This is a genomic window from Kitasatospora sp. NPDC056327 (genome assembly GCF_042261735.1).
In the GTDB taxonomy this organism is placed as follows: domain Bacteria; phylum Actinomycetota; class Actinomycetes; order Streptomycetales; family Streptomycetaceae; genus Kitasatospora.
This window is the reverse complement of the sequence record NZ_JBHJRC010000016.1, coordinates 16,867-43,065: the sequence shown is the minus strand read 5'-3', so window position 1 is coordinate 43,065 and position 26,199 is coordinate 16,867. Positions and strand designations below refer to the sequence as shown.

General features: G+C 72.4%; 15 protein-coding genes. 9 read left to right on the top strand and 6 right to left on the bottom strand.

The genetic code is table 11. The annotated features are described in order from the left end of the window. Positions 1–22 precede the first annotated feature (22 nt). From ACFCX4_RS04480 to ACFCX4_RS04460, 5 genes are all read right to left on the bottom strand, one after another. A complete protein-coding gene (locus ACFCX4_RS04480; RefSeq protein ID WP_376138896.1) occupies positions 23–676 on the bottom strand; it encodes a hypothetical protein in 654 nt (217 codons plus the stop codon). After that, the gene (locus tag ACFCX4_RS04475) at positions 673–1,953 is read right to left on the bottom strand and encodes an AAA family ATPase (protein WP_376138894.1); all 1,281 of its coding nucleotides are present in this window, start codon (positions 1,951–1,953) and stop codon (positions 673–675) included. Before ACFCX4_RS04475 ends, ACFCX4_RS04480 begins: the two co-directional genes overlap by 4 nt. Then, positions 1,950–7,379 (bottom strand): hypothetical protein, encoded by a 5,430-nt coding sequence (locus ACFCX4_RS04470; RefSeq protein ID WP_376138892.1) that lies wholly within the window; start codon positions 7,377–7,379, stop codon positions 1,950–1,952. Before ACFCX4_RS04470 ends, ACFCX4_RS04475 begins: the two co-directional genes overlap by 4 nt. Beyond that, positions 7,376–10,519 (bottom strand): SNF2-related protein, encoded by a 3,144-nt coding sequence (locus ACFCX4_RS04465; RefSeq protein WP_376138890.1) that lies wholly within the window; start codon positions 10,517–10,519, stop codon positions 7,376–7,378. Before ACFCX4_RS04465 ends, ACFCX4_RS04470 begins: the two co-directional genes overlap by 4 nt. 143 nt (positions 10,520–10,662) lie before the next feature. After that, positions 10,663–11,769: a serine/threonine-protein kinase gene (locus ACFCX4_RS04460; RefSeq protein ID WP_376138888.1), complete on the bottom strand. Its 1,107-nt coding sequence runs from the start codon at positions 11,767–11,769 to the stop codon at positions 10,663–10,665. A gap of 225 nt (positions 11,770–11,994) precedes the next feature. On the opposite strand from ACFCX4_RS04460, the gene ACFCX4_RS04455 reads away from it, so the two are divergent. The 7 genes from ACFCX4_RS04455 (at position 11,995) to ACFCX4_RS04425 (ending at position 22,512) form a co-directional block, all read left to right on the top strand. Further along, a complete protein-coding gene (locus ACFCX4_RS04455) occupies positions 11,995–12,723 on the top strand; it encodes a DUF5995 family protein (protein ID WP_376138886.1) in 729 nt (242 codons plus the stop codon). A 93-nt stretch (positions 12,724–12,816) separates the two neighbouring features. Beyond that, positions 12,817–13,533: a flavodoxin family protein gene (locus ACFCX4_RS04450; protein ID WP_376138884.1), complete on the top strand. Its 717-nt coding sequence runs from the start codon at positions 12,817–12,819 to the stop codon at positions 13,531–13,533. A gap of 193 nt (positions 13,534–13,726) precedes the next feature. Next, positions 13,727–15,088: a family 2 encapsulin nanocompartment cargo protein terpene cyclase gene (locus ACFCX4_RS04445; protein WP_376138882.1), complete on the top strand. Its 1,362-nt coding sequence runs from the start codon at positions 13,727–13,729 to the stop codon at positions 15,086–15,088. Between the two features lie 26 nt (positions 15,089–15,114). Then, entirely contained in the window at positions 15,115–15,996 is an 882-nt protein-coding gene (locus ACFCX4_RS04440; protein WP_376138880.1) for a geranyl diphosphate 2-C-methyltransferase, read from the top strand. Between the two features lie 375 nt (positions 15,997–16,371). Next, positions 16,372–17,370 carry a hypothetical protein gene (locus ACFCX4_RS04435; protein ID WP_376138878.1) on the top strand — a complete coding sequence of 333 codons (999 nt, stop codon included), beginning with the start codon at positions 16,372–16,374 and terminating at the stop codon, positions 17,368–17,370. A gap of 142 nt (positions 17,371–17,512) precedes the next feature. Then, on the top strand, positions 17,513–19,429 hold the full coding sequence (locus ACFCX4_RS04430) for an HSP90 family protein (protein WP_376138876.1): 1,917 nt from the start codon (positions 17,513–17,515) through the stop codon (positions 19,427–19,429). Beyond that, a complete protein-coding gene (locus ACFCX4_RS04425) occupies positions 19,429–22,512 on the top strand; it encodes a hypothetical protein (RefSeq protein WP_376138874.1) in 3,084 nt (1,027 codons plus the stop codon). The genes ACFCX4_RS04430 and ACFCX4_RS04425 overlap by 1 nt, the downstream gene beginning before the upstream one ends. A 134-nt stretch (positions 22,513–22,646) precedes the next feature. On the opposite strand, the gene ACFCX4_RS04420 is transcribed toward ACFCX4_RS04425, so the two are convergent. Next, the gene (locus tag ACFCX4_RS04420) at positions 22,647–22,997 is read right to left on the bottom strand and encodes a hypothetical protein (RefSeq protein WP_376138872.1); all 351 of its coding nucleotides are present in this window, start codon (positions 22,995–22,997) and stop codon (positions 22,647–22,649) included. A gap of 303 nt (positions 22,998–23,300) precedes the next feature. On the opposite strand from ACFCX4_RS04420, the gene ACFCX4_RS04415 reads away from it, so the two are divergent. Both ACFCX4_RS04415 and ACFCX4_RS04410 read left to right on the top strand, forming a co-directional pair. Next, a complete protein-coding gene (locus ACFCX4_RS04415) occupies positions 23,301–25,406 on the top strand; it encodes a hypothetical protein (protein WP_376138870.1) in 2,106 nt (701 codons plus the stop codon). A 276-nt stretch (positions 25,407–25,682) separates the two neighbouring features. Further along, positions 25,683–26,150 (top strand): GNAT family N-acetyltransferase, encoded by a 468-nt coding sequence (locus tag ACFCX4_RS04410; RefSeq protein ID WP_376138868.1) that lies wholly within the window; start codon positions 25,683–25,685, stop codon positions 26,148–26,150. Positions 26,151–26,199 lie beyond the last annotated feature (49 nt).

Below are 26,199 nucleotides of genomic sequence, written 5' to 3'. Positions count from 1 at the left end.
CCGGTCGGGGTGCGGCCGACTGCTACCAGGCGGTCAGATCGTCGAGGAAGTCGCGGTAGGAGTGGTTGCTACCCGTGGGCTTCGCCGGCGCGTGGCCGAGCCGGACGGCGGCCTGGACGACCGTCTGGCTGTCGCTCTCTCGATAGCGCGGTGAGCCGAGCCGGCGCTGCAGTTCCTCCTTCGGGCTACGTATCTGTGCGGTGTCCCGGTTCCGGAGTTGCTGTGGCACCGTCCACCCCGCGTGGACCTCGGGAAAGGCGTCGGGGAACAGCAGCAGCCAACCCTCCGTCTCCCAGGTCGCCAGCGCGAGGGCGAGCGGCGCGGGGCAGCGGTCAGCGAACTCGGCCCGCAGTTTGGCGCGTACGGCGTCGTAGCGGCCGCGCGAGACGTCGTCGAGGTCGAGGTGCATGGCGAGGCCGTGCAGATCTGCCTTCTCCTTGGCCGCGAGCGCTTTGGCCTTCTGGACGATCTTCGTCACCCGGGAGGAGAGGTTCGTTCCGCTGGCGTCCTTCAGGGCAACCTGGTCGTTGATGGACGCGACCTTGCCGGTGAAGGTGGTCAGGTGAGCCCTGACGAGGTGGGTGAGCGCCTCACGGTCGTTCGAGCTCTCGCCCGCCACGACGATGATCCGGGCCCGGCTGCCACTGCCCTTCGTTGATTTTGGCGCCTTGCTCACAGGCCGCCGCCCAAGGCGCCGGAGAACCAGAGCTCGCCGAGCGGAAGCCCCTCGCTCGCCGTCCTGATGTCGCGGACCTCGTCGGCGCTGAGCGACGGAATGCGTGAAGCGCCGTTCTCGTCGCGCTCGCAGACGACGAACTCCTCCGGTTCCAGCCGGTCCACCAGCGCGGGGGAGTGCGTCGTCACGATGAACTGGCTGCGCTCGCTCGCCTCGCGTAGCCGCTCCACCAGCAGTTCGAGCGCCTGCGGGTGCAGCCCGTGATCCAGCTCCTCCACACAGGTCAGCGCGGGAGGCGCCGGGTCGTAGAGCATGGCGAGCAGACTGAGGAGGCGAACGGTGCCGAACGACGCGTCGGCGAGCGGCGTCGGGCGGCGCAGGCCCCGTTCGACCAGTTCGACGGAGACGTGCTCGGCGGCGCCGCCGAACGAGGCGAAGCGGATGTCCTCCAGGTTGGGGAGCACAGTCCGAGCGTCTTCCAGCAGGCGATTCCACAGAGGCTTGTTCAGGGAGAGCCGAACCAGGAACAACGCCAGATTGCCTGCATCGTCAGCGAGTTCGACCGATCGGCGATGCCGTGAATGCCGGGGCGTGATCCATTGGTTCAAGGAGGTCGAAAGCTCTGCGCGGTTGAGTCTGCTCGGTCGGCGGGCTGCTGTGACATCGACATCGAACACACGGAACGACGCCAACCCATCGGCCATGGCGGACACCTCCTCCCCGCCCTCCGACGACGCCAGCCGCGGGAGGGTCGACAGACCGCTGCTGAGCTTGCTGATGCCCAAGCTGCGTTCGCCCGAGTCGTCCAGTTGGTTCTTGTTGCCGGCTGCGATATCGGTGACCAAGGCCTCCTCACCGGAGACGGTGATCCGGCGCCCGCGCCCCTTCGTCCGTTTGAAACGGAACGACTCGCTGCGGGAGATGGTGTAGCCCTCGGCGGCGCGCTTGTCGCTCCGCCGTCGGATGGCCAACTCGTACTCGTCCGGTGCAGCCGTGGACGCATGGGAGGTCCACCGCGCCTGGACGGCGATCCGCATGGTTGTCGGCGGTCGCTCGCCACCCCAGAAGGCCAACTCGTCGAAGCCGCCCCGCGACGAGAGGGCGGGATCGAGGTCGGTCTTGATGATGTCCGCGAGGAAACGGAACACCTGGAGCACGTTCGACTTGCCCACACCGTTCGGCCCGACCAGGACGGTCAGGCTGCCGAGGGGCAGGGAGACCCGCTGAAGGCTGCGGAAGTTCTCCACGTCGAGTCGGAGGAGCCGGCGGTCTGTCATGGCCCGACCTTACTGTCGTCGCCGGACACCGCGGCAGAGGCGCCCGGCACCTCCTGCCGCACCGGATCCCACTTGCCCCGGGCCACCTCCGCATCCAGGCGTGCCTGGAACACGGCGTGCGCCTCGCGCATCTCGCGCTCGCGGTCGGCCTTGTAGAAGGGCGCGGTGTAGCCGTCGGGGACGGGTGCGTTGTCGGGGTCGGCAAGGTGTCTTTCGAGCTGCTCGAAATTTTCCTTAGTCTGCCCGTGTCCGAAAGTGTATCGATGGCTGGCAATCTTACGGTCGCTTGCATCGAACCATGTTCCTGAGTCGAAATCTTGCAGAACAGGAAAACGAGCCTTATACATGGCGACCAAGGAATCTGCGCTCACGCCTAGCCAAACTGCGACGAGGGCATCAATCTCAACAAGTGCCGCGCGCCGCGCTCGCTCCGTGCGTAGCGGAGATGTCTGGGTCCAGTTGGAGGTAACAGTGTGCAGGGGCTTCAATCCAGGCCAGTTGATTGCCCAAGGCTCATACGCGGGCCACTGGGGATCGAAGAGTTCTTCCCAAAGGCGGCTGTAGGCGCTGGTCAAGCAGTTCAGTCGTAGGGTGCGCAGGAGCAGTGGTGAGGCAAGGGGGTGACCAGGGGACGCTGCGGGCATGGCCTTCGCACCCTTGACCTGGAGGTCGCCTCGGCCTGTGGCACGGAGGAAGTAGTCCAGAGGCAGTGATGCCCAAAATCCGGCAACTAGCGCGGTCATGAGTGTTGTTGGCATGGCGAGGCTGTGCACGCTGTGCACATGCGCTGCGCCTGGCGGGATCATTGCCGCATACAGTGCCCGTTCCGTGTTGGGAGCAATTAGCCGACGCCATGCAACCCGGTAGAAGTCCGTATATGACGTGCGGGCTTCATTGGTAAGGTAATCTTCTATTTCACTGTCTAGCACTGTTTCTGTTGGCACATGGCGAAGGTGGGCAATCTTGGCCCTTGCTGCGGAAACCTCTCGCTGATCGGTCAGCAGGCGCGCGCGCTCTGCATGATCGATCCAGCGGTCCTGGGCACCTCGGAAGATTTTTTCATCGATCGATCTTACGTATTCAGTTCCAGGGATGGAATCCTTAGGAAGCTCCGCTAGATTAAGCCCGAGAAAATCTCGCCCCTCGGATTCTCCGGGCTGCTTGAACATTGGATTAGCGACCCCTAGCTGAGGGCCCTTTAGGACCACCTCCGTCCAACTGGTCGGACGGTAGGGGCCATCGGAATCGCTGGAAAGTGTATTGTATTCGATTATCCCGGAATTCTTTGCATTACTCTCCTCGAATCCTCGGGAAATTTGTGGAGAAAATCGGGCTAGTCGAATCGGATATTCAGCCAGTGCTGCGATTGCGCTGGCCTCGGCCGTGCTCACGGGAGAGAGAAGGCGGGCCTGTTCTACGGGGTTCCCTTCCTCTCCCATGAGTCGTTGCCATTGGCTCAGGACGCTCTCGTCTACATGGACGATGCGGCGGGGGTGTGGGCGTTCGTCCCACGTTGCCCCGAAGCGGACACCTGGGTCGGGTGTCTTTTTGTCTGACTGTGTCACGGCGGAGAGTCGCAAGGCGTCCACGGAAAAGAGCCATGACAGGTGGTGGAAGCTGATATTGCGGGCAGGCCCGTAGATATGCACTCCAAAATGGGTGTGCCGGCCGACTGGATGCGGAAAGAAGCGGTTTCCTGCGTTCACAAAGTCACCGTGAATTCGGAGGCGCCGGTATGCGGCTTCCCGGAGCTTAGCTTCCTTGTCTCCTGAGAAGTGAGTGTCCGGATGTACGATTCCCGCAGATCCAAGTCCTCTGCTATGGAGCCATACCTGGCTCATGAATGCTCGATACAGATCCGGCTGAGTGCCCGTCAGTAGCGGATATACCTGTTCGGATGTAAACATCTCGACCTGGGCGCTGATGAACGTCAGCTCGTCCAAAATGTAGCGCTGAACCTTCGTCGACTGAAGCAGTTCTTCCTTACGGCTCTGCTTCTCTGTCGCGGGCGCCTTCTCCGCAAGCATGAACCATGGTTCGTGCTCAGCTAGTACCGAAGCCTCATCCCATCGTGGCCGCACCCATGGCGGGTTGCCCACCTGGAGGTCGAAGCCGCCATAACGGGCGAACGCCGGGCCGAAATCCAACTCCCAATGCAGGAAGCCCTGGTGATCGGCGATCTCTTGTGTTGTAGCCAGCCAGGGGAAGCGTTCATTGAGCTTGGATACTGAGTCCATGCCCATGAATCCGGGCAGCCCCTCCTCGTAGGCCTCGATGGTGTCGAGCGATCCGAGGTCGGCGACCAGCGTGCCCTCTTCCTGGTCATACGTACCGAGCAAGGCTTCGGTGAAGTCCAGCCAGTCTGCGAAATCCGTCAGGGCGATGACGGGGCGCCGTGTGGGCCCCGGCATGCGCCGTCGCGTACCGGTGGAGGCCTTGCGTGGCGCCGCAACAGGGGCAGCATCGCTGAGGGCAGACAGCAGGGACTCCTGCTCGTGGCCCATGCCGAACAGCGACGACTGTTCGGCGATGCCCAGCCCGGCAAGAGCCGGGGCCGGTTCGACCTCGCCCACCTGCGGCAGTCCAGCCAGTGCGGCGACGGCGAGTGCGTCATCGTTCGCCTCGTACACCGCCGTGCTGCCGTCCAGCAGCGCGGCCTTCTCCACCGGCCAGAACCAGAGGGCGCACCAGACGTCCATCATCGTCTTCAGCCGCCAGTAAGGCGACCCGGGATTATCGAACAGATCCCGATAGACCTTCTCCTTCGGCACCGCACCCTCCGGCCGCCGCAGGAAGGCGTACTCCTCCGAGTCCTCCGTGCCCCACACGTCTATCCGACGCGAGATCTCGCCCTCCGAGATCTCCATCCTCCGCACGACCAGCTCCCACAAAAACTCAGCCCGCCGCGCCACCGCCTGCAGCCTCGCCAGTTGTGACAGCTTCTGCCCACGCGCGGCCTTCACCGTCGGCGGCTTCAGGATCCCCTTCTTCCACGCCGCGAGCTGCTTCGTCTCCTCCGGCGCGAGCGCCCGCGCTTCCTTCTCCCCGGCGACCGCCGCCCACCCCGGCGCCGGCAGCAGGAACTGGTGCACCGCGCCCTCCGGCAGCTCCTGCCGCGTCACGCCGTCCTCGCCGATGAACGGCAGCGACGTCGGGCCCAGCGCGCCCTTGGCCTTCAGCCAGAGCTTTTCCTTCGCCCCGACGTCCTCTCCGCTGAACACGGCCCGCCGCCCACCAATCAGCGAGTTGCCCCGCCGCAGGTGCAGGCCGAACCACGGCGCCTGCATACCGGGGTGCATCGTGTTGAGCCAGAGCGAGACCTCCGCCAGCTCCACACCCGTCGCATTCAGATCAACGCCATAAGCGTTGTGCAGGGCGATGTAAGCCTTGGCCTTCTGCTCCTCCTCCAGCGCCTTGCTGGTCGGGATCGAGACGCCCAACTCGTCCTGGCGCCGCCTCAGGTACTCCTTCGCGACCTGGTTGATCGCCTCGTTCAGGAACGCCCCCGACCCGAGCGCCGGCTCGCAGATCCGGTACTTGAGCAGCTCGGCCGCCCGTGTCGGGATGACCCCCCCGTTCTCGTCCTTCTCCTGGTCGAGCCGGTGCTTGAGCGTCAGCTCCACCGTCACCTTGGTCAGCGACTCCGGCGTGTAGTAGGAAGCAGACGTCTGCCGCTCCCGCCCCGCCAACCGGTAGACGAACGAACCCTTCCGGTACACCTTCCGCCCGCGCAGCCCCTTCCGCGCGTCCCGCTCGTCGTACTCGACGAAGACCTCGTCCGGGTACTCGCCCTGCCGGTCGGCGGGGATCATCCAGGAGCCGTCCTTCGGGTCGCCGCCCTTGGCGACCTCCCGCAGCTCCTGGTCGGCGATGAAGCCGGTGTAGGACATCAGGCCCTCGTACACCGCGCCCAGCTGGTTGATGCCCAGGTTGCGGTAGGAGATGAAGCCGCCGCGCTCGCCGCGCCGCGCGTTCTTCATGGTGAGCAGCCGCAGTACCTCGTGCAGCGCCGCGTTCCGGAGCCGCAGGTCCAGCCAGGCCGGGCAGTCGTCCTCCGCGCGCGGGTCCAGCGTATTGCCGCCGATCAGGGTGACGGACTTGTCCTCGAACAGCGTGCTGTGCAGCGGCTCGAAGCGCAGCCCGCGGTCCTCGCTGCGACGTGCGGCCTTGGCCTTCCGCGTCTCCACGTCGTCGCCGGGCAGTTCGTCGTCCGGCTCGCTGCCGTAGCGGCGGTGGCCGTGGTTGACCTTGTGGAACAGCACGTCCAAGGACGAGTACAGGTGGTACCCCTCCCGTGCGGCCGGCTCGACCAGCTCCTCGTCCCGGGCCACGAGTTCGCGCAGCCGCGCCATCGAGTACCCGGCCTCGTAGCTCCCGTCGTCCGCCGGGAGGATGCCGAGTTCCGGCCGGGCCTCGGCGTACAGCAGGAAGAGGATCCGGTACAGGTACCGCAGCGTCTCGCGGGTGAGCCGCTTGGCGAACGGGGTGCGGCCGTCCTCCAGGTCGGCGGGGGTCAGCCCGGCGGCGGCGATCCGGTCCAGGACCTCCTGGGCGATGATCTCCACGGACCGCTGCAGACCGTCCCGCAGCTCGCCGCTGACGCCGACGGCGTTGGTGGCGGAGGCCTTGAGCAGGGTGTCGAGCAGCGGTTCGGCGCCGTTGTCGCCCGGGCGCAGCATGTCCCGGCCGAACAGGGCGGCCAGCATGGCGAGTTCGCCGCCCTGCCTGCGGTCGTTGCGCTCCAGCGCCGCGTCCAGGTTGACGGCCAGGTACCGGCCCTCGCCCCAGCTGTTGCGGTCGGCGAGGACGAGCACGCCGCCGATCAGCAACAGCACGAAGCGCGGCGGGCTGCCCTCGGGGCCGCCGATCTTGCCGGCGAACAGCCAGGAGGCGAGCGCGGCGCCGTCCGCGTAGCTCTCGGCGGCGCTCACCCGCAGCGGGGCGAGCAGCCGCCCCGGCCCGGCCGCGTCGAGGGCGGCGTCGTTCTCCGCGGCCCAGCCGCAGTCCACCGCGACGAGGCCGTGTCCGTGGTAGGCGACCTGGACGGTGTGGTCCTTACCCGCCCGGTGGACGGTCAGCTCGGCCGGGCCGCCGTCGTCGTACCCGAGGGCGCGCAGCACCGTCTGGTGCCATTCGGTGAGCCGCTTCGTCCACTCGGCGTTGCCGTACGTGCGGCGGGCGTACTCGTCCTCGGCGTCCGTGCGGTCGGCCTCGGCGAAGAACGGGCGCAGGTCGTCGGCGAAGTACGCGGCGCGCAGGGTGCGGACGCGTTCGCGGGCGGTGGTGCGGGGGTCGTGCTCGTCGCCCTCGCGCAGCGTCCACGAGTCGAAGACGTGCTTCTTCAGGTCGGCCGGGAGCTGCTCGGCGAAGTAGTGCGCCGCGAAGTACTCGCCGCGGTTGCCGAAGGAGTCGTGGACGGTGCTCATCGGTTCTCGGTCTCCAGGTGCGAGGGTCCGGCCGGGGCGGTGCCGGCGTCCAGGGGCTCCAGGACGGCGAGCAGGCGCAGCATCGGCGCGCCCGCCGTCTCCAGCGACTTGACCAGGTCGAAGCGGCGGCTCGCGGTCAGCGCCGCCTGCTGCTTGCCGGCCGTGCCGCCGGTGAATAGGGCGCCCTGCTTCCACTGGGTCAGCCGCTTGCGGTAGGGGGCGAGGGTGGCGTCGACCTGCTGCCGGTAGGCGTCCTCGCGCGATTCCAGGAATCCGGTGGCGGCGGTGATCGCGGCCGGGACCAGGCCCTGGAGGCCGGGCAGGTCGCGCGGTGCGGCCCGGCCCGGCATGGACGGGTTCACCCCCGCGCGGGCGAGCCAGTCGTTGTCCAGCGTCTCCACGACGGGCTCGCCGGGCAGGCCGGAGACGGCCATCCACTCGACGACGGTCGGGCGGCCGAGCGCGTTGGAGTAGATCCCCTGGACGAGGAAGACCGGCGCGGGGACGGCGGCGGCCAGCACCGGGGCCTCGTGGCGGCCGATCTCGACGAGCACCTTGTCGGTGAGCCAGTCCAGCACCGGGTGGATGTCGGTGAGGTAGGAGACGTTGGGCCACAGCGACTCCGAGGAGTCGCGGGCGACGGCCAGCCGCTTCCCGGCGAGCTCCTTGGAGAAGGTCACCCGGAGCCGGCCGGGCTCGTCACGGCGGGGGAGGATCCGCTGCTCGTCCAGGTAGGACTTGGGCAGGGCCCGGAACCGGTAGGCGAGGTCGCGCGGCGGTTCGAACGCGAGGGTGCCGTCCGGGTCGCGGCGCAGGGACAGCTCGTCCTCCGGGTTGGTGCGGCAGACCTGCCGCAGGCCCGCCTCGAAGTAGGCGGCGGTGTCGGGGAAGAGGCGCAGGACCTGCGCGCGCGGCACCTCGCGGCGGGTCGGCGCGGCGCCGACCTGCGCGAGCAGTCCGGCGAGCAGTCCGCCGCCGGCCTGCCGGGACGCCTTGATGGACTGCTCGACGGTGCGGCCGGCGATCAGGTCCTTGGTGAGGCGGTTCTCCTCCTCCTGCGCCCGGTAGAGGCCGGTGGCGGCCTCGGCGGAGCCGTCGATCTTGTGCGCCTCCTCCTCGCGCCGCAGCAGCTTCTCGCCGACCAGGCGGTCGTCCAGGGTGCGGGGTTCGCCGGTGAGGGGGTCGGTGCGCCAGGGCAGGTCACTGGTGAGGACCAGGGCGCGGAACTGCGGGGAGCGCTTCTGCCCGTAGCGGTCGATGCGGCCGTTGCGCTGCTCGATCCGGATCAGCGACCAGGGCAGGTCGTAGTGGATCAGCAGGTGGCACTGCTGGTGCAGGTTGACGCCCTCGGAGGCGACGTCGCCGGTGAAGAGCAGCCGGACCGGGTCGTCCCGCAGACCGAAGCTCTCGATGATCCTCATCTGCTCCTGGTCGCTGGTCGCCTCGCCGTGCATCACCTGCACGGCGTGCGTGCCGCCGCGGCCGTGGCCGTAGGCGAGCCAGGGCTTGCGGTCGTCCGGGCTCGGGCCCTTGGTGAAGCCCAGTGCCGCCGGTACCGCCTCGGCCAGCCACTTCAGGGTGGGGATGCGCTCGGAGAAGACCACCACGCGGACGTCCGACCCGGGGCCGACGCCCAGCGCGCGCAGCTCGGCGACCAGCGCGCGGAGCTTCGCGGATTCGTCGTCGCCGATGGCGCCGGCCAGTCGCTCCAGCTCGGTCAGGGCGGCGAGCTCGGCCGCGGTCTCCTCGGCGGTGCGCCTGCGGCGGCCGGACCTCGCGGTGGCCGGTCCGTCGTCCGCCGGCTGCTCCTTGACCGCCGTGCTCAGCGTCCTCCTGCGGGTGGCGACCGTCTGGAGGAGGGCGTGGTGCGAGGAGAGGAAGGACTTGAGCAGGTTGTAGGCGTCGAGCTGGCTGAAGGCCGCGGATGCGTCGGCGCCGTCGCGCGGGATCCAGCGCGACGCCAGCTCCTCGAAGACGGCGAGTTCCGCCTCGCTCGCGGCGGCGGGCACGGGCACCGACGGCCCGCGGTCCGCCCAGGCGCCCTTGAGGGAGTCGCGGACCTCCGGGGTGGTCTTGGTCCGGCGGATGTAGAGGTGCTCCAGGTCGGACACCTCGTAGCGGTCCGGGTCGACGATGGCCGCCGGGTCGAGCAGCTTGATCAGCTCGGCGAACGAGCGGGCGTCGCCGTTGTGCGGGGTCGCGGAGGCCAGGACCAGGGCGTCGGTGCGCCGGGCGAGGAGCTGGGCGAGGGCGTTGGTGTCGGTACCGCGGTTCACCAGGCGGTGCGACTCGTCGATCACCACCGCGTCCCACTCGGTCCTGTCCAGGTGGTGGGCGTACTGGCCGTCGCGCTTCAGGGTGTCGACCGAGACGATCACGCGCTTGAAGTAGGCGAACGGGTTGCGGCCCGAGGGGATCTCCTGCTGGATCCGCTGGATCCCGGTGGAGTCCAGCCGCACCAGCGGGATCGCGAAGCGCGTCCACAGCTCGCGCTGGAACTGCTCCAGGACGTGCTGTGGCGTGACCACCAGGATCCGCTCGCCGCGACCGCGCCGGATCAGCTCGGCCAGGACGAGGCCGATCTCCAGGGTCTTGCCGAGGCCGACGACGTCCGCGATCAGCAGGCGCGGCTGCGGGTTGGCCATGGAGAGGGCGAGTTCGGCGGGGCGGAGCTGGTGGGTCTGGGCGTCCATGAGGAAGTTGTCCGCCAGCCCGAGGCCGTGTTCGGTCTGGGGGAGGAAGGACTTGCGGACCACCGCCTCCAGGTAGAGGCGGGCGCGGCGGTGGTTCGGGGAGTCGTCCGCGACCAGGGCGGTCTCACGGGGGTCGAGGACCTGGATGTCGTCGAGGCGGCTGTAGAAGACGGCCTCGGTGCCCCGGACGAAGGAGGAGACGCCGGTGACCTCGACCATCCACCGGTCGTGCGCGGTCCAGGTCACCTTGCGGACCAGCCACTGCTCGTCCCGGACCAGGACCTGGGAGCCCGGGGCGAACCCGGGCCCGGCCGCCCGGTCGCCCGGGGAGGCGGGAGGCGCCGGTTCGGGCTCCCAGTCGGTCCAGCCGGAATCGGACGCCTCGGTTGTCCCGGTTGCCGCCGTTCCGGTCGCCGTCATGTCGCCGGACTCCGCGTCGACCGCCACGCCGTACTCCCACTCACTTGCACTCGCCGGTTTCCTGCCCCGCCACGCCCGCACCGAGGTGTCCGGGCGTGGGAGGCGCCACCGTGCCATCCAACCAGGCCCGGGGCCGGACCGGGACCGTTCGGGTGATCGTCCGGGAGGTTCTAGAGCGCGGGCCTCGACGCGTAGGCCTTGCGCAGTTCGTCGGCGACCCGCCGGGAGGCCGGCACCCGGGGGCGAGCAGGTGCGGCGGGCACGGGAGGTCCGGGCTCGGGCGCCGGCGCCTCGGGGGCCTCCTCCACGGCGGGCGACTCCGCCGGCAGGGTGTCCGGGCCCGGCGCCGGTTCGGCGAGATCCCGCAGACGGTCCTCGACCTCCGGGGTGAGCCGGGCCGCCCCCGAGCCGCCGCCGGCCGTGCGGGCGATCAGCGTCTGCCGGGCCGCGGCCGCGGTGACACCGGCAGCGGACATCACGGCACTGCACGCGTCCGCGACCTGCTCCAGTGTCGGCCGGTCCTGCGGCTCGTGCGCGAACGCGGCCGTGAGCAGGGGCAGCAGTGCCTCGGGCACTCCGGACAGGTCGGGAGCGTGCTCGGGGCTCGCGACTTGGGCGACGATCGACTCCCAGCGGGTGCCGTCGTAGGGAAAGTGGCCGGCCGCCGCGTAGAGGAGGACGGTGCCGAGGGCGTACACGTCGGCCGCCGCGGTGACGTGCGGACGGCCCGCGGCCTGCTCGGGCGGCATGCACCGCACCGTTCCGACGATCATGCCGCTGTGCGAGAGGGACTCGTGCGTCGCGTCGGTGAACGCGGCGAGCCCGAAGTCGATGATCACCGGGCCGTAGTCGCCCATGATGACGTTCTGCGGCTTCATGTCGCGGTGCAGCAGCTCGGCGGCGTGAACGGCGGCGAGCCCCTCCGAGAGCAGCGCGCCCAGACTCGCGACCTGTACCGCCGGCAGCGGACCGCGGGCGTCGATCTCTTCCAGCAGGGTGCGGCCCGGGACGTAGTCCATGGCCATCCACGGGCGGTCCGCGTACGGGTCGGCGTCCAGGAAGCGCGCCACCCGGCCGGTGCCGACCACCTTCCGCGCCGCCCGCGCCTCCCGTTCGAAGCGTTCCCGGGTCAACGGGTTCAGCCGGTCCGCGCGGATCAGCTTCACCGCGACCGGGTCCCCGGCGGGCGAGAAGGCGAGGAACACCTCTCCCATGCCGCCGGATCCGAGGGTGGACGCCACCGTGTACCGGCCGATCCGCTCGGGCACTCCCGGCATGAGCACACCCCTTCGTGGTTTCGCGGCGTGGCCACCGCCGCGGACGCAGGTGGCCAGATTAGTAGGACGGGCCCGGTCGTCGTGCAGGGAGGGGACGCACCCACGGGCGCCGGGGCGGCTCGGCGGTTCGGGTGACGGGTGGCGGGGTGTCCGTCGGTTCGGTGGGGCGGGCGGGTGGCGGTGTGTATAGGTGGCAGCCGGAGAACGCCAACGGAAGGGGACGCCATGACCCGGTCGGTCGCCAGGGCCGCCCGGAGCACCGGCGACGCCGTCGCCCGGATGCGCGGGATCGGGGCGGGGCTGGACCCCCGGGACGGGGTGGCCTGCTTCAACCGGGCCTACCTGGCGGTGATGGAGCTGATCGGGCAGGGGTTCGCCGCCGGGCGGTTCGCGGACCGGGCGTTCGCCGAGCGGCTGGCCGTGGTCCTCGCGAACCTCTACTTCGACGCGGTGGACGCCGCCGCGGCCGGGCGGCCGGTGAACCCGGCGTGGCAGCCGCTGTTCGAGGCCCGGGGGAGCCGGAAGGTGTGGCCGGTCCAGTTCGTCTTCGCGGGGATGTACGCGCACGTCAACCACGACCTGGCGCCCGCCGTCGTCGCGACGTGCATCGAGTGCCGCACCACGCCCGACACGCCGCCGGTGCACGCCGACTACCTCGCGGTCGGCGAGCTGTTCGTGCGGGTGGAGGCGCAGGCGCGGGCGGAGTTCGGGGCGCGGATCGGCCGGGTGGCGCCCGGGCCGGCGGAGCCGCTGGAGCACATCGTCTCCGGCTTCTCGGTCGCGCGGGCCGGCGAAGCCGCCTGGGCGGCGGTCCAGACGCTCTGGCACCAGCGCAACATCCGCCCGATGTACGAAGCCACGCTCGCGGCGGTCACCGCGAGCACCGCGCTGGCCGGGCGGATGCTGGTCACACCCGTGCTGGCGCCGGTGGAGGAGCGGGACGGGGAGGGGTGAGGCGCCTCCGGTCGGCGGAGTCCGGCGGGCGGCCGGGTACCGCGCGGGGTGGACTGGTGGCATCCCCGACGGAGACCCGAGAGGCCGACGACCATGGATTCCCCGCCCGCCGAGTACGGCGACCTGAGCGCCCTGGTGATCAACTGCACCCTCAAGCGCTCGCCCGAGCGGAGCCACACCCAGGGCCTGATCGACATCAGCACCGGCATCATGGAGCGCCGGGGCGTACGGGTGGACGTGCTGCGGGCGGTGGACCACGACATCGCCACCGGTGTCTGGCCGGACATGACCGAGCACGGGTGGGAGACGGACGAGTGGCCGGTCCTCTACAGCCGGGTGATGGCCGCCGACGTCCTGGTGCTGGCCGGGCCGGTCTGGCTGGGGGACAACTCCTCGGTGATGAAGCGGGTGATCGAGCGGCTCTACTCCTGCTCGGCGGTCCTCAACGAGCACGGGCAGTACGCCTACTACGGCCGGGTCGGCGGCTGTCTGATCACCGGCAACGAGGACGGCGCCAAGCACTGCGCGATGAACGTGCTGTACAGCCTCCAGCACCTGGGGTACGCGGTGCCGCCGCAGGCGGACGCAGGCTGGGTGGGGGAGGCGGGGCCGGGGCCGTCGTACCTGGACGAGGGCTCGGGCGGTCCGCAGAACGACTTCACCAACCGCAACGCGACGTTCATGACCTGGAACCTGCTGCACTTCGCGCGGATGCTCAAGGACGCCGGCGGGGTGCCCGTGCACGGCAACCAGCGGTCGGCGTGGGACGCGGGCTGCCGGTTCGACTTCGAGAACCCCGAGCACCGCTGACCGGGCCGGGGCGGGGCCGGCCCGGAGCGGCGGGCGGGCCGGCCGGCGTGCTTCGAATGCGCACCACCGTTCAGCGGTGGCCCCGGCCCACGGGTGGGGCCGCCGGGCGGTGAGGGCGGTCCGAACCGATCATCGATTGCGCGATTTCAAACGCGAGTGATGTGAACGTTCACCCTTTCGAGTGCACAGGATCATGCGAAGCGGTTCAGATCGTTCCGCCCCGCCTACGGTGGGCAGCAGCGAGACGGGATGGCCGCGGAAGCGAGCGGAGATCCCTTTCTTCCGGGACGAGGCGACGGCCGACGACCCGTCAGAACGCGTCCCCCTTCGAAGAGGAAGGTTCTCCCATGCCCGTGGCCACGAGCGGCGAGACCCCGCAGGCGTCGCAGCACCCGCACCCCGGCCTCCGCGCGGCGGTGCGGTCATGAGCGGGACGGTTCTGGAGCAGCTGCTCCGCGGGCCCAGCGGGCTGGGCACGGCCGGGCTGAACCTGGCGCCGCGCCGGTCGGCGGAGGCGGCGGCCGGTTCGGCGGACTCCCCGGCGGCGGGGGCCGAAGCGCCGTCCGGCAAGCCGAAGTCGGGGGATCCGATCCCCGGACTGTACTTCCACCCGGTGCCCGAGCCGGACGCCGGCCGGGTGGCCGAGCTGAACCGCCGGGTCAAGCTGTGGGCCGACGAGATCGAGCTCTACCCGCCGGACTGGGAGGACCAGTTCGACGGCTTCTCGGTGAGCCGCTACATGGTCGCCTGCCACCCCGACGCGCCGAGCGTCGACCACCTGATGCTGGCCACCCGGCTGATGGTCGCCGAGAACGCCGTCGACGACTGCTACTGCGAGGACCTCGGCGGCTCGCCGGTCGGGCTGGGCAGCCGGCTGCTGCTCGCCCACACCGCGCTCGACCCGCTGCACACCACCGCGGAGTACCAGGGCGGCTGGCAGGAGTCGCTGGGCTCGGACGCGCCCCGCCGGGCCTACCGCTCGGCGATGGAGCACTTCACCGGCGCCGCCACCGCCTCCCAGGCGGACCGGTTCCGGCACGACATGGCGCGCCTGCACCTCGGGTACCTGGCCGAGGCCGCCTGGGACCTGGAGGACCACGTCCCAGAGGTCTGGGAGTACCTGGCGATGCGGCAGTTCAACAACTTCCGCCCCTGCCCCACCATCACGGACACCGTCGGCGGCTACGAGCTGCCCGCCGACCTGCACGCCCGCCCGGCCATGCAGCGGGTCATCGCCCTCGCCTCGAACGCCACCACCATCGTCAACGACCTGTACTCGTACACCAAGGAGCTGGCGAGTCCGGGACGGCACCTGAACCTCCCGGTGGTGATCTCCGAGCGCGAAGGCGTCGACGACCGCGCCGGCTACCTGAAGGCCGTCGAGGTGCACAACGAACTGATGCACGCCTTCGAGGCGGAGGCGGCCGCGCTGGCCGCCGCCACGCCCGTCCCGGTGGTGGTGCGCTTCCTGCGCGGGGTCGCCGCATGGGTCGACGGCAACCACTACTGGCACCAGACCAACACCTACCGCTACAGCCTGCCCGATTTCTGGTAACCCTGGTAACCAAGGAGAGTTGAACCGTGTCCGTCACCGACACCACCCCCGTGAACCACGCCGCCGTCCCCGGTCCGGCCACCCCCTACCAGGGCGACATCGCCCGGTACTGGGACCATGAGGCCCGGCCGGTGAACCTTCGCCTGGGCGATGTGGACGGTCTCTACCACCACCACTACGGCATCGGCGAGGTCGACCACGAGGCGCTGGGCGCCCCGGACGACAGCGAGCGGGAGAAGAAGCTCGTCACCGAGCTGCACCGGCTGGAGTCGGCGCAGACCGACGTCCTGCTGGACAGCCTCGGGGACATCCGCCCGGAGCACACCCTGGTCGACGCCGGCTGCGGGCGCGGCGGCTCCATGGTGATGGCGCACCAGCGCTTCGGCTGCAAGGTCGAGGGCGTGACCCTGTCGGCCAAGCAGGCCGAGTTCGGCAACCGGCGGGCCAAGGAGCTCGGCATCGACGACTCGGTGCACGCCCAGGTCCGCAACATGCTCGACATGCCGTTCGGCAACGGCACCGTGCGGGGCTCCTGGAACAACGAGTCCAGCATGTACGTCGACCTTCAGGACCTGTTCGCGGAGCACTCCCGGATCCTCTCGGTCGGCGGCCGCTACGTGACCATCACCGGCTGCTGGAACCCGATCTACGGCCAGCCGTCGAAGTGGGTCTCGCAGATCAACGCCCACTTCGAGTGCAACATCCACTCGCGCCGCGAGTACCTGCGGGCGATGGCCGACAACCGGCTGGTGCCGAACGCGGTCGTCGACCTGACCGCCGCCACCCTCCCGTACTGGGAGCTGCGGGCCACCGTGCCCTCGCTGGTGACCGGCATCGAGGAGGCGTTCATCAACTCCTACAAGGACGGCTCCTTCCAGTACCTGCTGATCGCCGCCGACCGGGTCTGATCCCGCGGCGGGTCCGCCCACCGCTCACCCGGAACGTCGCCGCACGGCGAGGACCCGGCCCGGCCGCGAGGCGACGGGACCGGGTCCTCGCCGTTTCGCGCGCCCGCCGGCCGGGTGGCGGGGTGCCGGGCCGGGGGCGGGGAGGGGGTCGGGGAGGGCCGCCGGAAGAGGGCTGGTCAACGGGATGTCGGAAGCGTGTGATAGGCAGTGCATCAGTCGAACACCGGCCGCCGCCAGGCCGCCGAACGATGCGATGCCGACGACCGTCCCGGTCGACGAGGTCTCAGGGGGAGCCGCACCATGTCCATTTTCCGACGCCGATCCGGCGGGGACGCCTCGGCGGAGCAAGGCGCTCCGGGCGGCCGGGGTGCTCAGATGGGTCAGGGTGCTCCGGTGGGTCAGGGCGGCCGCCGGAGCCTCGGCTTCGGACGGAAGGCGCCGCGCGCCCTGCCCCCCGTGCTCGACCTCGCGCACGGGGACGAGGAGCTGCGCCGGCTGCGCGACCTCGCCGAGGCCGGCGACTGGGACGCGCTCGGCCCCGCCCTGGCCGCCGTCGGGGACCAGGCCGGGCTGACCTGGCTGCTGCACCGGATCTCCTCCGTCGAGGGCACCGAGGTGTGGCTGGCCCGGACCGTCGCCGAGCGGCCCGGGGACACCCTCCTGCTGCTGCTCGCCGGCGCCCGGCAGATCGCCTGGGCCTGGGAGGCCCGCACCGGGCAGCGCTCCCAGCACGTCACCGAGGAGCAGTGGCGGACCTTCGGCGAACGGCTGGAGACCGCCGAGGAGCAGCTGCTCGACGTGGCCGAGCGCGAGCCCGGTTGGCTCGCCCCCTGGTTCTTCCTGCAGATCGCCGCCCGCGGTGCCTCGCTCGGCCGCACCGTCGCCACCACCCGCTTCGACGCCGCGGTGCGCCGCGACCCCGGGCACCTCGCCTCCCACCAGCAGCGGCTCCAGCAGCTCTGCGCCAAGTGGGGCGGCTCGCACGAGGAGATGCACGCCTTCGCCCGCACCGCGATGCTCGCCGCACCCGAGGGCAGCCCGTTCGGCGAACTGGTCGCCCTCGCGCACCTGGAGCACTGGCTCGACCTGCCGGACGGCGAGGACCACGCCTACCTGACCGGCCCCGCCGTCCGCTCCTCGCTGCGCGAGGCGGTGCTGCGCTCCGTGCTGCACCCCGCCTACCGGCGCCGGCGCGACTGGCGGGCCACCCACAACGCCTTCGCGATGGTGCTCGCACTCGCGGACGAGCGCGAGCTCGCCCACGCGGTGTTCGCCACCCTCGACGACGTCGTCACCGACTGGCCCTGGTACTACCTGGGCGGCGACGAGGCCGAGAACTTCCGCGTCCAGCGCGACCGCTGCGCCCCGCGCTAGCCGCGGCCGCCGGCGCTGCCGCCGCGGCCACCGCCGCGTCCGCGCCGCACGCCGGCCGTCCCGCGTCCGCGCGGCACGGAACCGGTCCGCGGCGCGCCCCTCCCGAAGCCCGACACACTCCTCGCGAGCGAAAGAGCCCCCGGTGTCCCCATCCGAGAACCCGACGAGCGCGCACACCTTCCAGGTCGACCTGCGCGGCCTGGTCGACCTGCTCTCCCACCACCTCTACTCCAGCCCCCGCGTCTACCTGCGGGAACTCCTGCAGAACGCGGTGGACGCGATCTCCGCCCGGCAGGCCCTGGACCCGGCCGCGCCCGCCGCGATCACCGTTCGCGCCGACGGCGACCTGACCGTCACCGACACCGGCATCGGCCTCACCGAGCAGGACGTCCACACCTTCCTCGCCACCATCGGCCGCAGCTCCAAGCGGGACGCCGACGGCCGGCTCGACGGCGACGGACTCGCCCGCGCCCGCGGCGACTTCATCGGCCAGTTCGGCATCGGCCTGCTCGCCTGCTTCGTGGTCGCCGACGAGATCACCGTCGTCACCCGCTCCGCCGCCACCCCCGACGCCCCCGTCATCGAGTGGCGCGGCGGTTCCGACGGCCGCTACACCATCCGCACCCTGCCCGCCGACGCCAGGCCCGAGCCCGGCACCACCGTCCGGCTCTCGCCGCGTGCCGACGCCGCCGAGTGGACCCGCGCCGACCGGGTGCTCGGCCTCGCCCGGGACTTCGGCAGCCTGCTGCGCCACGAGGTCACCGTGGTCGACGGCCGCGGCGACGCCACCCGGGTCAACCACACCCCGCCGTGGGCCGACCGGCACGGCTCCCCGCTGGCCCGCCGGGAGGCGCTGGCCGCGTACTGCCGCTCGTCCTTCGACTTCACCCCGCTGGACACCATCGAGCTGGACCTGCCGCTGGTCGGCCTGCGCGGCGTCGCCTACGTGCTGCCCGACGCGGTGCCGCCGTCCCGCCGGGCCGGGCACCGGGTGCACCTCAAGGGCATGCTGCTCTCCGACCAGGCCCACGACCTGCTGCCCGACTGGGCGTTCTTCGTGCGCTGCGTGGTCGACACCGACGGCCTGCGGCCCACCGCCTCCCGCGAGGGCCTGTACGCCGACGAGACGCTCGCCGCCGTGCGCGACGCGCTCGGCGCCCGGATCCGCGACTGGCTGACCGGCCTCTCCGCCAGCGACCCGGCGCTGCTCCACCGGTTCATCTCGGTGCACCACCTGGCCGTCAAGGAACTCGCGCGCTACGACGACGAGTTGCTGCGGATGCTGCTGCCCTGGCTGCCGTTCGAGACCACCGACGGCAACGTCACCCTGGACGAGTTCGCCCGGACCCACCCGGTGGTGCTGGTCACCCGCACCGTGGAGGAGTTCCGCCAGGTCGCCCCGATCGCCGGCGCCGCCGGGCTGGGCGTCGTCAACGGCGGCTACACCTACGACCGCGACCTCGTGCACCGGCTGCCCGAGATCCGCCCCGGCACCTCCGTCGCCGACCTCGACCCGAGCACCGTCACCGCGCACCTCGACACCGTCGACCCGGCCGCCGAACTCGCCGCCTCCGCCTTCCTCACCGTCGCCCGCGAGGTGGTCGGCCGGTTCGACTGCGACGTCGCCCTCCGCAGCTTCCACCCGACCAGCGCGCCCGCCCTGCTGCTCGACAACCGGGAGGCCAGGCACGAGCGCACCCGCGCCCAACTGGCCGACGAGGCGGACGGACTGTGGGCGGACATCCTCGGCTCGCTGCGCGCCGAGGTGCCCCGTGCCCAGCTCGTCCTCAACCACCTCAACCCGCTGGTCCGCCGGGCCGCCTCGATCGGTGACCGCGAACTCGCCGTCACCGCCGTCGAGACGCTCTACGGGCAGGCCGTGCTGCTCACCCGGCGGCCGCTCACCTCCAGCGAGAGCGCGCTGCTCAACCGCTCGTTCATCAGCCTGCTCGACCACGCGATGCTCGGCCACGAGGCCGCCGCCGGCGGTGCCGGCGACCGGCGGCCGCAGGACCCGGACGGCCCGCAGGGCCCGCAGGCTCCCCGGAAGGAGGCGTGATGCTGAACAGCATCGACGCGGTGATGACCGCGCTCCGCGAGAACGACGCCCGCCCCTACGGCCGGCAGCGCACCGTCACTGCCGAGGAACTCGTCGACGCCGCGGAGCAGTTCGACGACACCGCGATCCGCGCCATGGCGCTGCTCGAACTGATGGAGGCCTACGAGTACGACGGCGAGCGGAGCAAGGCCCCGGTGGTCTTCGCCCGCGTCCTCAAGCTCTGGGACACCGACCCCGATGACTTCGGCGAGTGGGCGCAGCAGCAGGTGTTCTGGCGCTTCAAGTGGGTCGCCACCTCCCTGCTCGGCACCCCCGACGTGCCGCTCGCCGCGATCCGCCGCTGGCACGAGGAGATGCGCACCCGCTACCGGGCCGCCGGGCACGGCCTCCAGCCGTACTACGCCCAGCGCTTCCACCTCGCCGCGCACACCGGGGAGGGGCTCCAGGACGCCTACGAGCTGTGGGCCGGGCGGCCCCGCACCGACCTGAGCGACTGCCACGCCTGCGAGATCCGCGCCCGGGCCGTCCACCACCTGCGACAGGGCGACGACGCGACCGCGCTGGAGGTCTGGCGGCCGGTGCTCGGCGGCGAGGCCACCTGTGCCGAGGAGCCCTACCTCAGCCACGCCCAGGCGCTGTTGCCGCTGGTGCGCCAGGGCCGGCTGGACGAGGCCCGCTCCAGCCACCTGGTCGGGTACCGCTTCGCCCGCGGCAAGAGCGGGCTGGCCCGTTCGGTCGGTCTGCACATCGAGTTCTGCGCGCTGTCCGGCAACGAGCCGCGCGGCCTGGAGATCGTGGCCGAGAACCGCGACCTCTTCGGCGTGACCGGCGACCCGGTCGGCCGGCTCGACTTCCTCACCGGCGTCGAGGTGCTGATCGCCGGGCTCGCCCGCGCCGGGCACGGCGGCCTCACCGTCAGCGGCCCGCCCGGGGCGGGCTGGACGGTCGACACCCTGCTCGCCCATGTGCACACCGAGGCGGACGCGCTGGCCGCCCGCTTCGACGCCCGCAACGGCACGGACGCGGTGGGCCGGCGCCGGGCCGACCGGCTCGCCCGCCGGCCGCTGCTCACCGAGCCGCTGGCGCTCGGTGTGCGGGCGGCGGCCGCGCCGGAGCTCTCCGCCGTCCCGGTCGTTCCGGCGGTGCCGGCCCGGGAGGCCGAGCCGGAGCCGGCGGACTTCGCCGCGCTGGTGCTGCGGGCCCGTGAGCTGCGGCTGGTCGGACACCCGGACGCGGACCGGCTCTGGCTGCGGATCGACGAGCGGCTCACGGCGCAGGAGAGCGGCGGCGACGGGGCCGCCGCCGTCCCCGAGCTCCTCGGCGGGGGTGCCGGGCCGCTCGGGCAGGTGCGTGCGGAGGTCGCCGAGCGGCGGGCGCACGCGGCGCTGGAGCGCGCCGCCTGGCAGGAGGGTGCCGCCGCGATGCTGGCGGCCGGGGACCTGTACGAGCGGGAGGGGCTGGCCGGGCGTGCGCTGGCGGCCCGGACCCGGGCGCTGGTCGCGGAGCTGGTCCGGGAGGACGGCGAGGCGGGCGAGGCGGGCGAGGCGGGCGAGGGCGCCGGGGGCGGCGAGGCCGGGGGGTCCGGCGGGTCCGCCGCGCCGGGCGGTGGCGGTGTCGGTGGCGGTGGCGGTGCCGCGGCCGAGCCGGTCATCGACTGGGCGGCGCTGGACGTCGCGCTGGCCCGGGCCGAGGAGCTGGCCGCCGCCGCGCCCGGTGCGACCGGCCCGGCCATCACGGACGACGACTACCTGATCGTCCTGCAGTGCCGCGCCTACGCGGCCCACCAGGAGCTGGTGCGGGTCCTGCCCGAGCCGCCCGGGCAGCCGCCCGCGGAGCGGGTCGAGCGCTTCACCGCCACCGTCACCGCCTACCGCGACGCGTCCGCCGCCCGCGGCTCCGTGCGCCGCCTGGCGGTGGCCCGCCAGTACGCCGCAGACGCCGCCGCCCGGCAGGGCCGGGTCGCCGAGGCCGCGGAGGAACTGAGGACCGCGGTGGCCGAGCTGGAGCAGGCCGGACAGCCCTGGCACACCCCGCGGCCGTACGGTCTGCTGGGTCAGGCGCTGGCGAAGAACGGCGAGCACGCCGAGGCCGTCGAGGTGTTCCACCGCGCCCTGGCGGCGGCCGCCCGCTGGGCCGACGACTCCTACCCGTTCGCCGCCACCTACCTGATGGCCGGGCACGCCAGCGCCCACCTCGGGGACACCGGCGCCGCGATCCGCTCGCTCTCCGAGGCCGCCTCGCGGTTCGACCGCAAGGGCCCGGAGGCGGCCGAGGACGCCGTCCGGACCAGGCTGCAGCTCGCCGACCTGCTCACCGAGGCCGACCGGACCGCCGACGCGGTGGCCGTCCTGGAGTCGGTGCTGGTCGAGGCGGCCACAGCCGGCCCGGGTGAGCGGCTGATCGCCCAGGCCCGGCTCGACCTCGCGCGCGGGCTCTTCTCGCTGGACGAGGACCGGGACGCGGCCGAGGAGTACCTGCGGCTCGCCGCCGACCTCGAAGGCTGGACCGAGGACCTCCACCTGCGCACCATGGTCGCCTCGGAGGCCGCCGTCGCGCTGATCCACGCCGACCGCTGGGAGGCCGCGCACGCCGCCCGCACCCGGGCGCTCGCCGCCCACGAGCAGTGGCCGCAGCCCGGCCCGGTACTGGCGATGCTGCGGCAGTTCGCCCGGCTCACCGCGCAGCAGGAGGGGCCGGCCGGGGTCGAGCCGGCGCTCGCCCGGCTGGCGGAGGCGGACGCCGTGCGCGAGCGGCTGGAGCGGGAGGACCCCGGGGCCGACACCTGGTACCCGCGCGGGGCCGTCCACTACGAGCGGGCCCGCGTGCACGCGGTGGCCGAGCAGTACGAGGAGGCGCTGGCCGAGGCCGAACGGGCGATCACCGCCTACGAGGCGGGCGGCGAGCAGGCCGAGACGCCGCGCGCCGAGGCCGTCCGGCTGGCCGCGCTGATCGAGGGCACCGACCTGGGCCGCCGGGAGGCGGCCCGGGACCGGCTCGCCGTCGCCGCGGAGCGGTGCCGGCGGCACGGGCTGACGGAGGCGGCGGACATCCTCGCGGAGCTGCGGGAGCGCCTCGCGGACTGAGCGGGGGCCGGTCCGGGACCGGGTGCGCCCCGGTCGTGCTGCCCCGTGGCGGGGAACACGACCGGGGCGCCGTGTGCGGCGGGGCGGGGGACCCGGTGGGCCGGGGGATCCGGTGCGTCGGGTGATCGGCCGGGTCAGGGAATCGGGGTCGGCCACTGCGTGGGCGCGCAGGGACCGTCGTTCACCCAGACGCTCCACGGGTTGGTCGAGTTCGGCTCCTCGTTCAGGTTCCACCACTTGGCGTGGTACCGGTGGGCCTGGTAGGAGACCTTGGTGTTGCGGCTGTAGGCCGTGTCGCGCTTCCACTCCGGGTCCTGGCAGACACCGGGCATGGTGTAGGTCGGCGAGGGGGAGGGGGACGCGCTCGTCGGCGGGACCGTCGGCGGCGCGGTGACCCCCGAGCCGGGCGCACCCGGCGTGCCGGGCGTCGCACTCGCGGCGACCGACAGCAGCCCGCCGGCGACCAGCCCGAGCACCCCGGCCACCGCGGCGGCGGTCCGTCGCGCTCGGGTTCTGCCGGGCCGGGGCGAGGGGCGGGACGAGTGCGGGGGACGTGCGCGTTCCATCGGCTTCTGCCTCTCCAGGAAACGGCGGGCCGGCCCGTCCGTGCCGACAGTGGGGGCGGCACGCCGGGCCCCGGAAGGCCTCGCGGCGGGGCCGGGCCGCCGCGAGGCCTTCACTGGTATAGACCTGTGCTGAGGACACGTCAACAGTGCCGGGTGCTCCTCCGCGTGCGATCCGGCCCGGATCCACCGCCCGGGCCGCCCGGTACGGCCTAGAGTTGGCAGGTGGCCGAAGAGACGTGGAACAAGGTGGACGGGCCGGTGCGGGCCGGTGCCATCATCCAGGCGGGGTCCGTCGGGACGCTGCACGTGCACGAGGCGGCCGTGCGGACGTCCGCCGTACCGTGTCAGCTGCCGCCGGCGCTCGCGCACTTCGAGGACCGGGCGGACGAACGGGCCAGAGTGCTGGCCGCCGTCGCGGAAGGGCCCGGGGCGGGCGGCGGGCCGCTGGTCGTGGCGCTCAGCGGGATGGGCGGGATCGGCAAGACCGCGCTCGGCTTCGAGCTCGCCCGTGCGCTGCTCGGCCACTGCCCGGACGGGGCTCTGCACGTCGACCTCGACGACCTGCGCCGCGACGGCGTCGTGGAGGTCGCCGACGCCCTCGGTGACCTGCTGCGGGCGCTCGCCCCGGAGGCCCGCCCGGAGCCCGAACTCCGCGGCCGGGCCCGCCAGTACTGGACCGCGACCCAGGGGCGGCGGTTGGTGGTGGTGGTCGACAACGCCCGCAGCGACGGCGAACTGCGCCCGTTGCTGCCCGCCTCCGCCGACAGCGTCGTCATCGTGGCCAGCCACGGACCGCTGTACGACCTCGACGGCGTCCGTCTCCTCGATCTGCCGCTCGGCCCGCTCGGCCCCGAGGCGGCCGTCAACCTGCTGCGCCGGATCGTCACCGACGACCGCGCCGCCGCCGACCGGCTCGATGCCGACCCCGCGTCAGTCGCCGAACTCGCCCGTCGCTGCGCGGGCCTGCCCGCCGCGCTGTACGTCGCCGGCCGCTGGATCCGGCGGCAGCGACGGCGTGAACTGCGTGTGCTGATCGAGGACCTGACCGCCGAACTGGACCGGGAGGGACTGCCCGTGGTGGAAGCCGTCTGGGACGCGGCGTACGCCGGCCTGGGTCCTGTCGCGGCGCGGCTGTACCGGCTGCTGCCGCACCACCCGGCCCCCGTGGTGGGCGATCACGCGGCAGCCGCTCTGCTCGGTGCCGACCTGGACGAGGCCGCCGGGGCGCTGGACGAACTCGACACGGCAGGGCTGCTGGAACGGCGACCCGACGGGCTCGGGATGCACGCCCTGCTGCGCGGTCACGCGCTGCGCCGCGCGGGGGACGCCGACTCCGCCGATCCGGCCGAGGGCGCCCGGGCACGTCTGGTGCGCTGGTACCGGCGGCAGGCCGGCCGGGCCGACCTGGTCGCCGCCGGTCCCCGGCTCACCGTCTCCGTCCCGGCCGAAGAGGCGCCCGCCCCCGCCGGGGTGCCGGACCTCGTGTTCCCCGACGCCCCCACTGCCCTGCGGTGGCTGGAGGACGAGCGGCTCGCCCTCTACGGCTGCGTGCGGATCGCCGCCGAGGACGGGTTCGACGAGGAGGTGGTGGCGCTCTGCGAGGCGCTGTGGACGCACTTCCTCGACCACCGGCACTACGCGGACGTCATCGAGGCCTTCGGGCACGGCGTGGCCGCGGCCGTCCGCTCCGATCGGCTCGCCGCGACCGTCCGCATGCGCTGCCAACTCGCGCGTGCGCTCTGGGAACAGCACCGCTACCCGGAGGCCGCCGAGGAGCTGGGGCTGGCGGTCGACGGCGCCCGGCTGCTCGGGGAATCGGCGGAGGAGCGCAAACTCCGGGCCTCCGCCGTCGAGTTCCGCGGCAAGTTCGCTTCGGTGCTCGGCGACTGGGCGGCAGCCGTCCCGGACTTCGAGGCGGCGCGTGAGGAGCACCGGGCCATCGGCAACGCCTACGGCGTGATGTTGCAGACCTACCTGCTCGGCCGGGCCGCCGTCGCGATGGGCGATCTCGCGCGCGGGGTCGATCTGTTGGGTGAGGCGAACGCGGCCGCGAGCGGGCTCGGCCGGGAACGGATGGCCGCCCGCACCGGCTTCGAGCTCGGCAGCGCCCTGCGTGCGGCCGGGCGGCGGGCCGAGGCCGTGGCCCTGTACGAGGCCGCGCTGGCCGGCGCGCGGGAGCGGCGCTCGCCCGGGGACGAACTGCGCGTGCTGGAAGCGCTGGTGGAGCTCAGCGAGGAGGCCGGCGACACGTCGGGCGCGGCCGGGTTCCGCTCGGCCGCCGAGGCGTTGCGCGGGTCGGACGGTGCAGCGGTGGTTCCGATGGCGTGACGGGCTGGGGTCCGTGGCGGCGGCGCTCGCCGGGCGGTGCGCCGGAGCCCGGACCGCACCGAGGCGGGGGAGTGCCGGTGCACCGCGGCGCGGACGGCCGGCGGATCGTCGACGCCGGCCGGATCGTCGACGCGGGCCGGATCCACGCGGATCCGGCCCCGGGCGGCGGTGCCCGTCGTCGGGCGGGGTTCGGGGCGGGGCGATGGTAGTCGGCGGGGTGGGGTGGGCTTTCCCGGTGGTGTGGGGGTGGTTGGTGGGGGTTGGGAGGATGGGGGTATGGAGATCCGGGACTTCGGTGGGTTCGTGGTTCGTGCGGCGGGGGTTGCGGACCGGGCGGCGCTGGTCGGTGTCGACTCGGTCGCGGCGGCGGGTGACGAGGGGCGGCGGGCGAGTATCGGGCGGTGGTGCGGGGAGGGCTCGGCCGTGGTGGTGGAGGACTCGTCCGGGCCGCTGGGTTACGGCGTGCTGGAGTACACCTTCTTCGAGCAGGGCTTCGTCACTCTGGTGATGGTGGCGCCCCGGGCCCGTGGGCGGGGTGTGGGGGCGCGGGTGCTCGCCGCCGTCGAGGAGGCCTGCACCGCGCCGAAGCTGTTCACCTCGACCAACGTCTCGAACCAGGCGATGCAGCGGCTGTTGGGGCGGGCCGGGTGGCGGGCGGTCGGGATGGTCGACGGGTTGGACGACGGGGATCCCGAGCTGTTCTTCCTGTGCCCGCGGTCGGGGGGCGGGGGCCGGGCCGGCTGAGGCGGGGCCGGTGGTGCGGGTGAGCACCGGTGCGGGTGCGCCCCGGTGC

Coding starts and splice junctions, on each gene's coding strand:
- ACFCX4_RS04460 (WP_376138888.1), bottom strand. CDS start 11,769: ATGCCGGGAGTGCCCGAGCGGATCGGCCGGTACACGGTGGCGTCCACC.
- ACFCX4_RS04435 (WP_376138878.1), top strand. CDS start 16,372: ATGGGTCAGGGTGCTCCGGTGGGTCAGGGCGGCCGCCGGAGCCTCGGC.
- ACFCX4_RS04425 (WP_376138874.1), top strand. CDS start 19,429: ATGCTGAACAGCATCGACGCGGTGATGACCGCGCTCCGCGAGAACGAC.
- ACFCX4_RS04410 (WP_376138868.1), top strand. CDS start 25,683: ATGGAGATCCGGGACTTCGGTGGGTTCGTGGTTCGTGCGGCGGGGGTT.
- ACFCX4_RS04470 (WP_376138892.1), bottom strand. CDS start 7,379: ATGAGCACCGTCCACGACTCCTTCGGCAACCGCGGCGAGTACTTCGCG.
- ACFCX4_RS04455 (WP_376138886.1), top strand. CDS start 11,995: ATGACCCGGTCGGTCGCCAGGGCCGCCCGGAGCACCGGCGACGCCGTC.
- ACFCX4_RS04445 (WP_376138882.1), top strand. CDS start 13,727: ATGCGAAGCGGTTCAGATCGTTCCGCCCCGCCTACGGTGGGCAGCAGC.
- ACFCX4_RS04450 (WP_376138884.1), top strand. CDS start 12,817: ATGGATTCCCCGCCCGCCGAGTACGGCGACCTGAGCGCCCTGGTGATC.
- ACFCX4_RS04475 (WP_376138894.1), bottom strand. CDS start 1,953: ATGACAGACCGCCGGCTCCTCCGACTCGACGTGGAGAACTTCCGCAGC.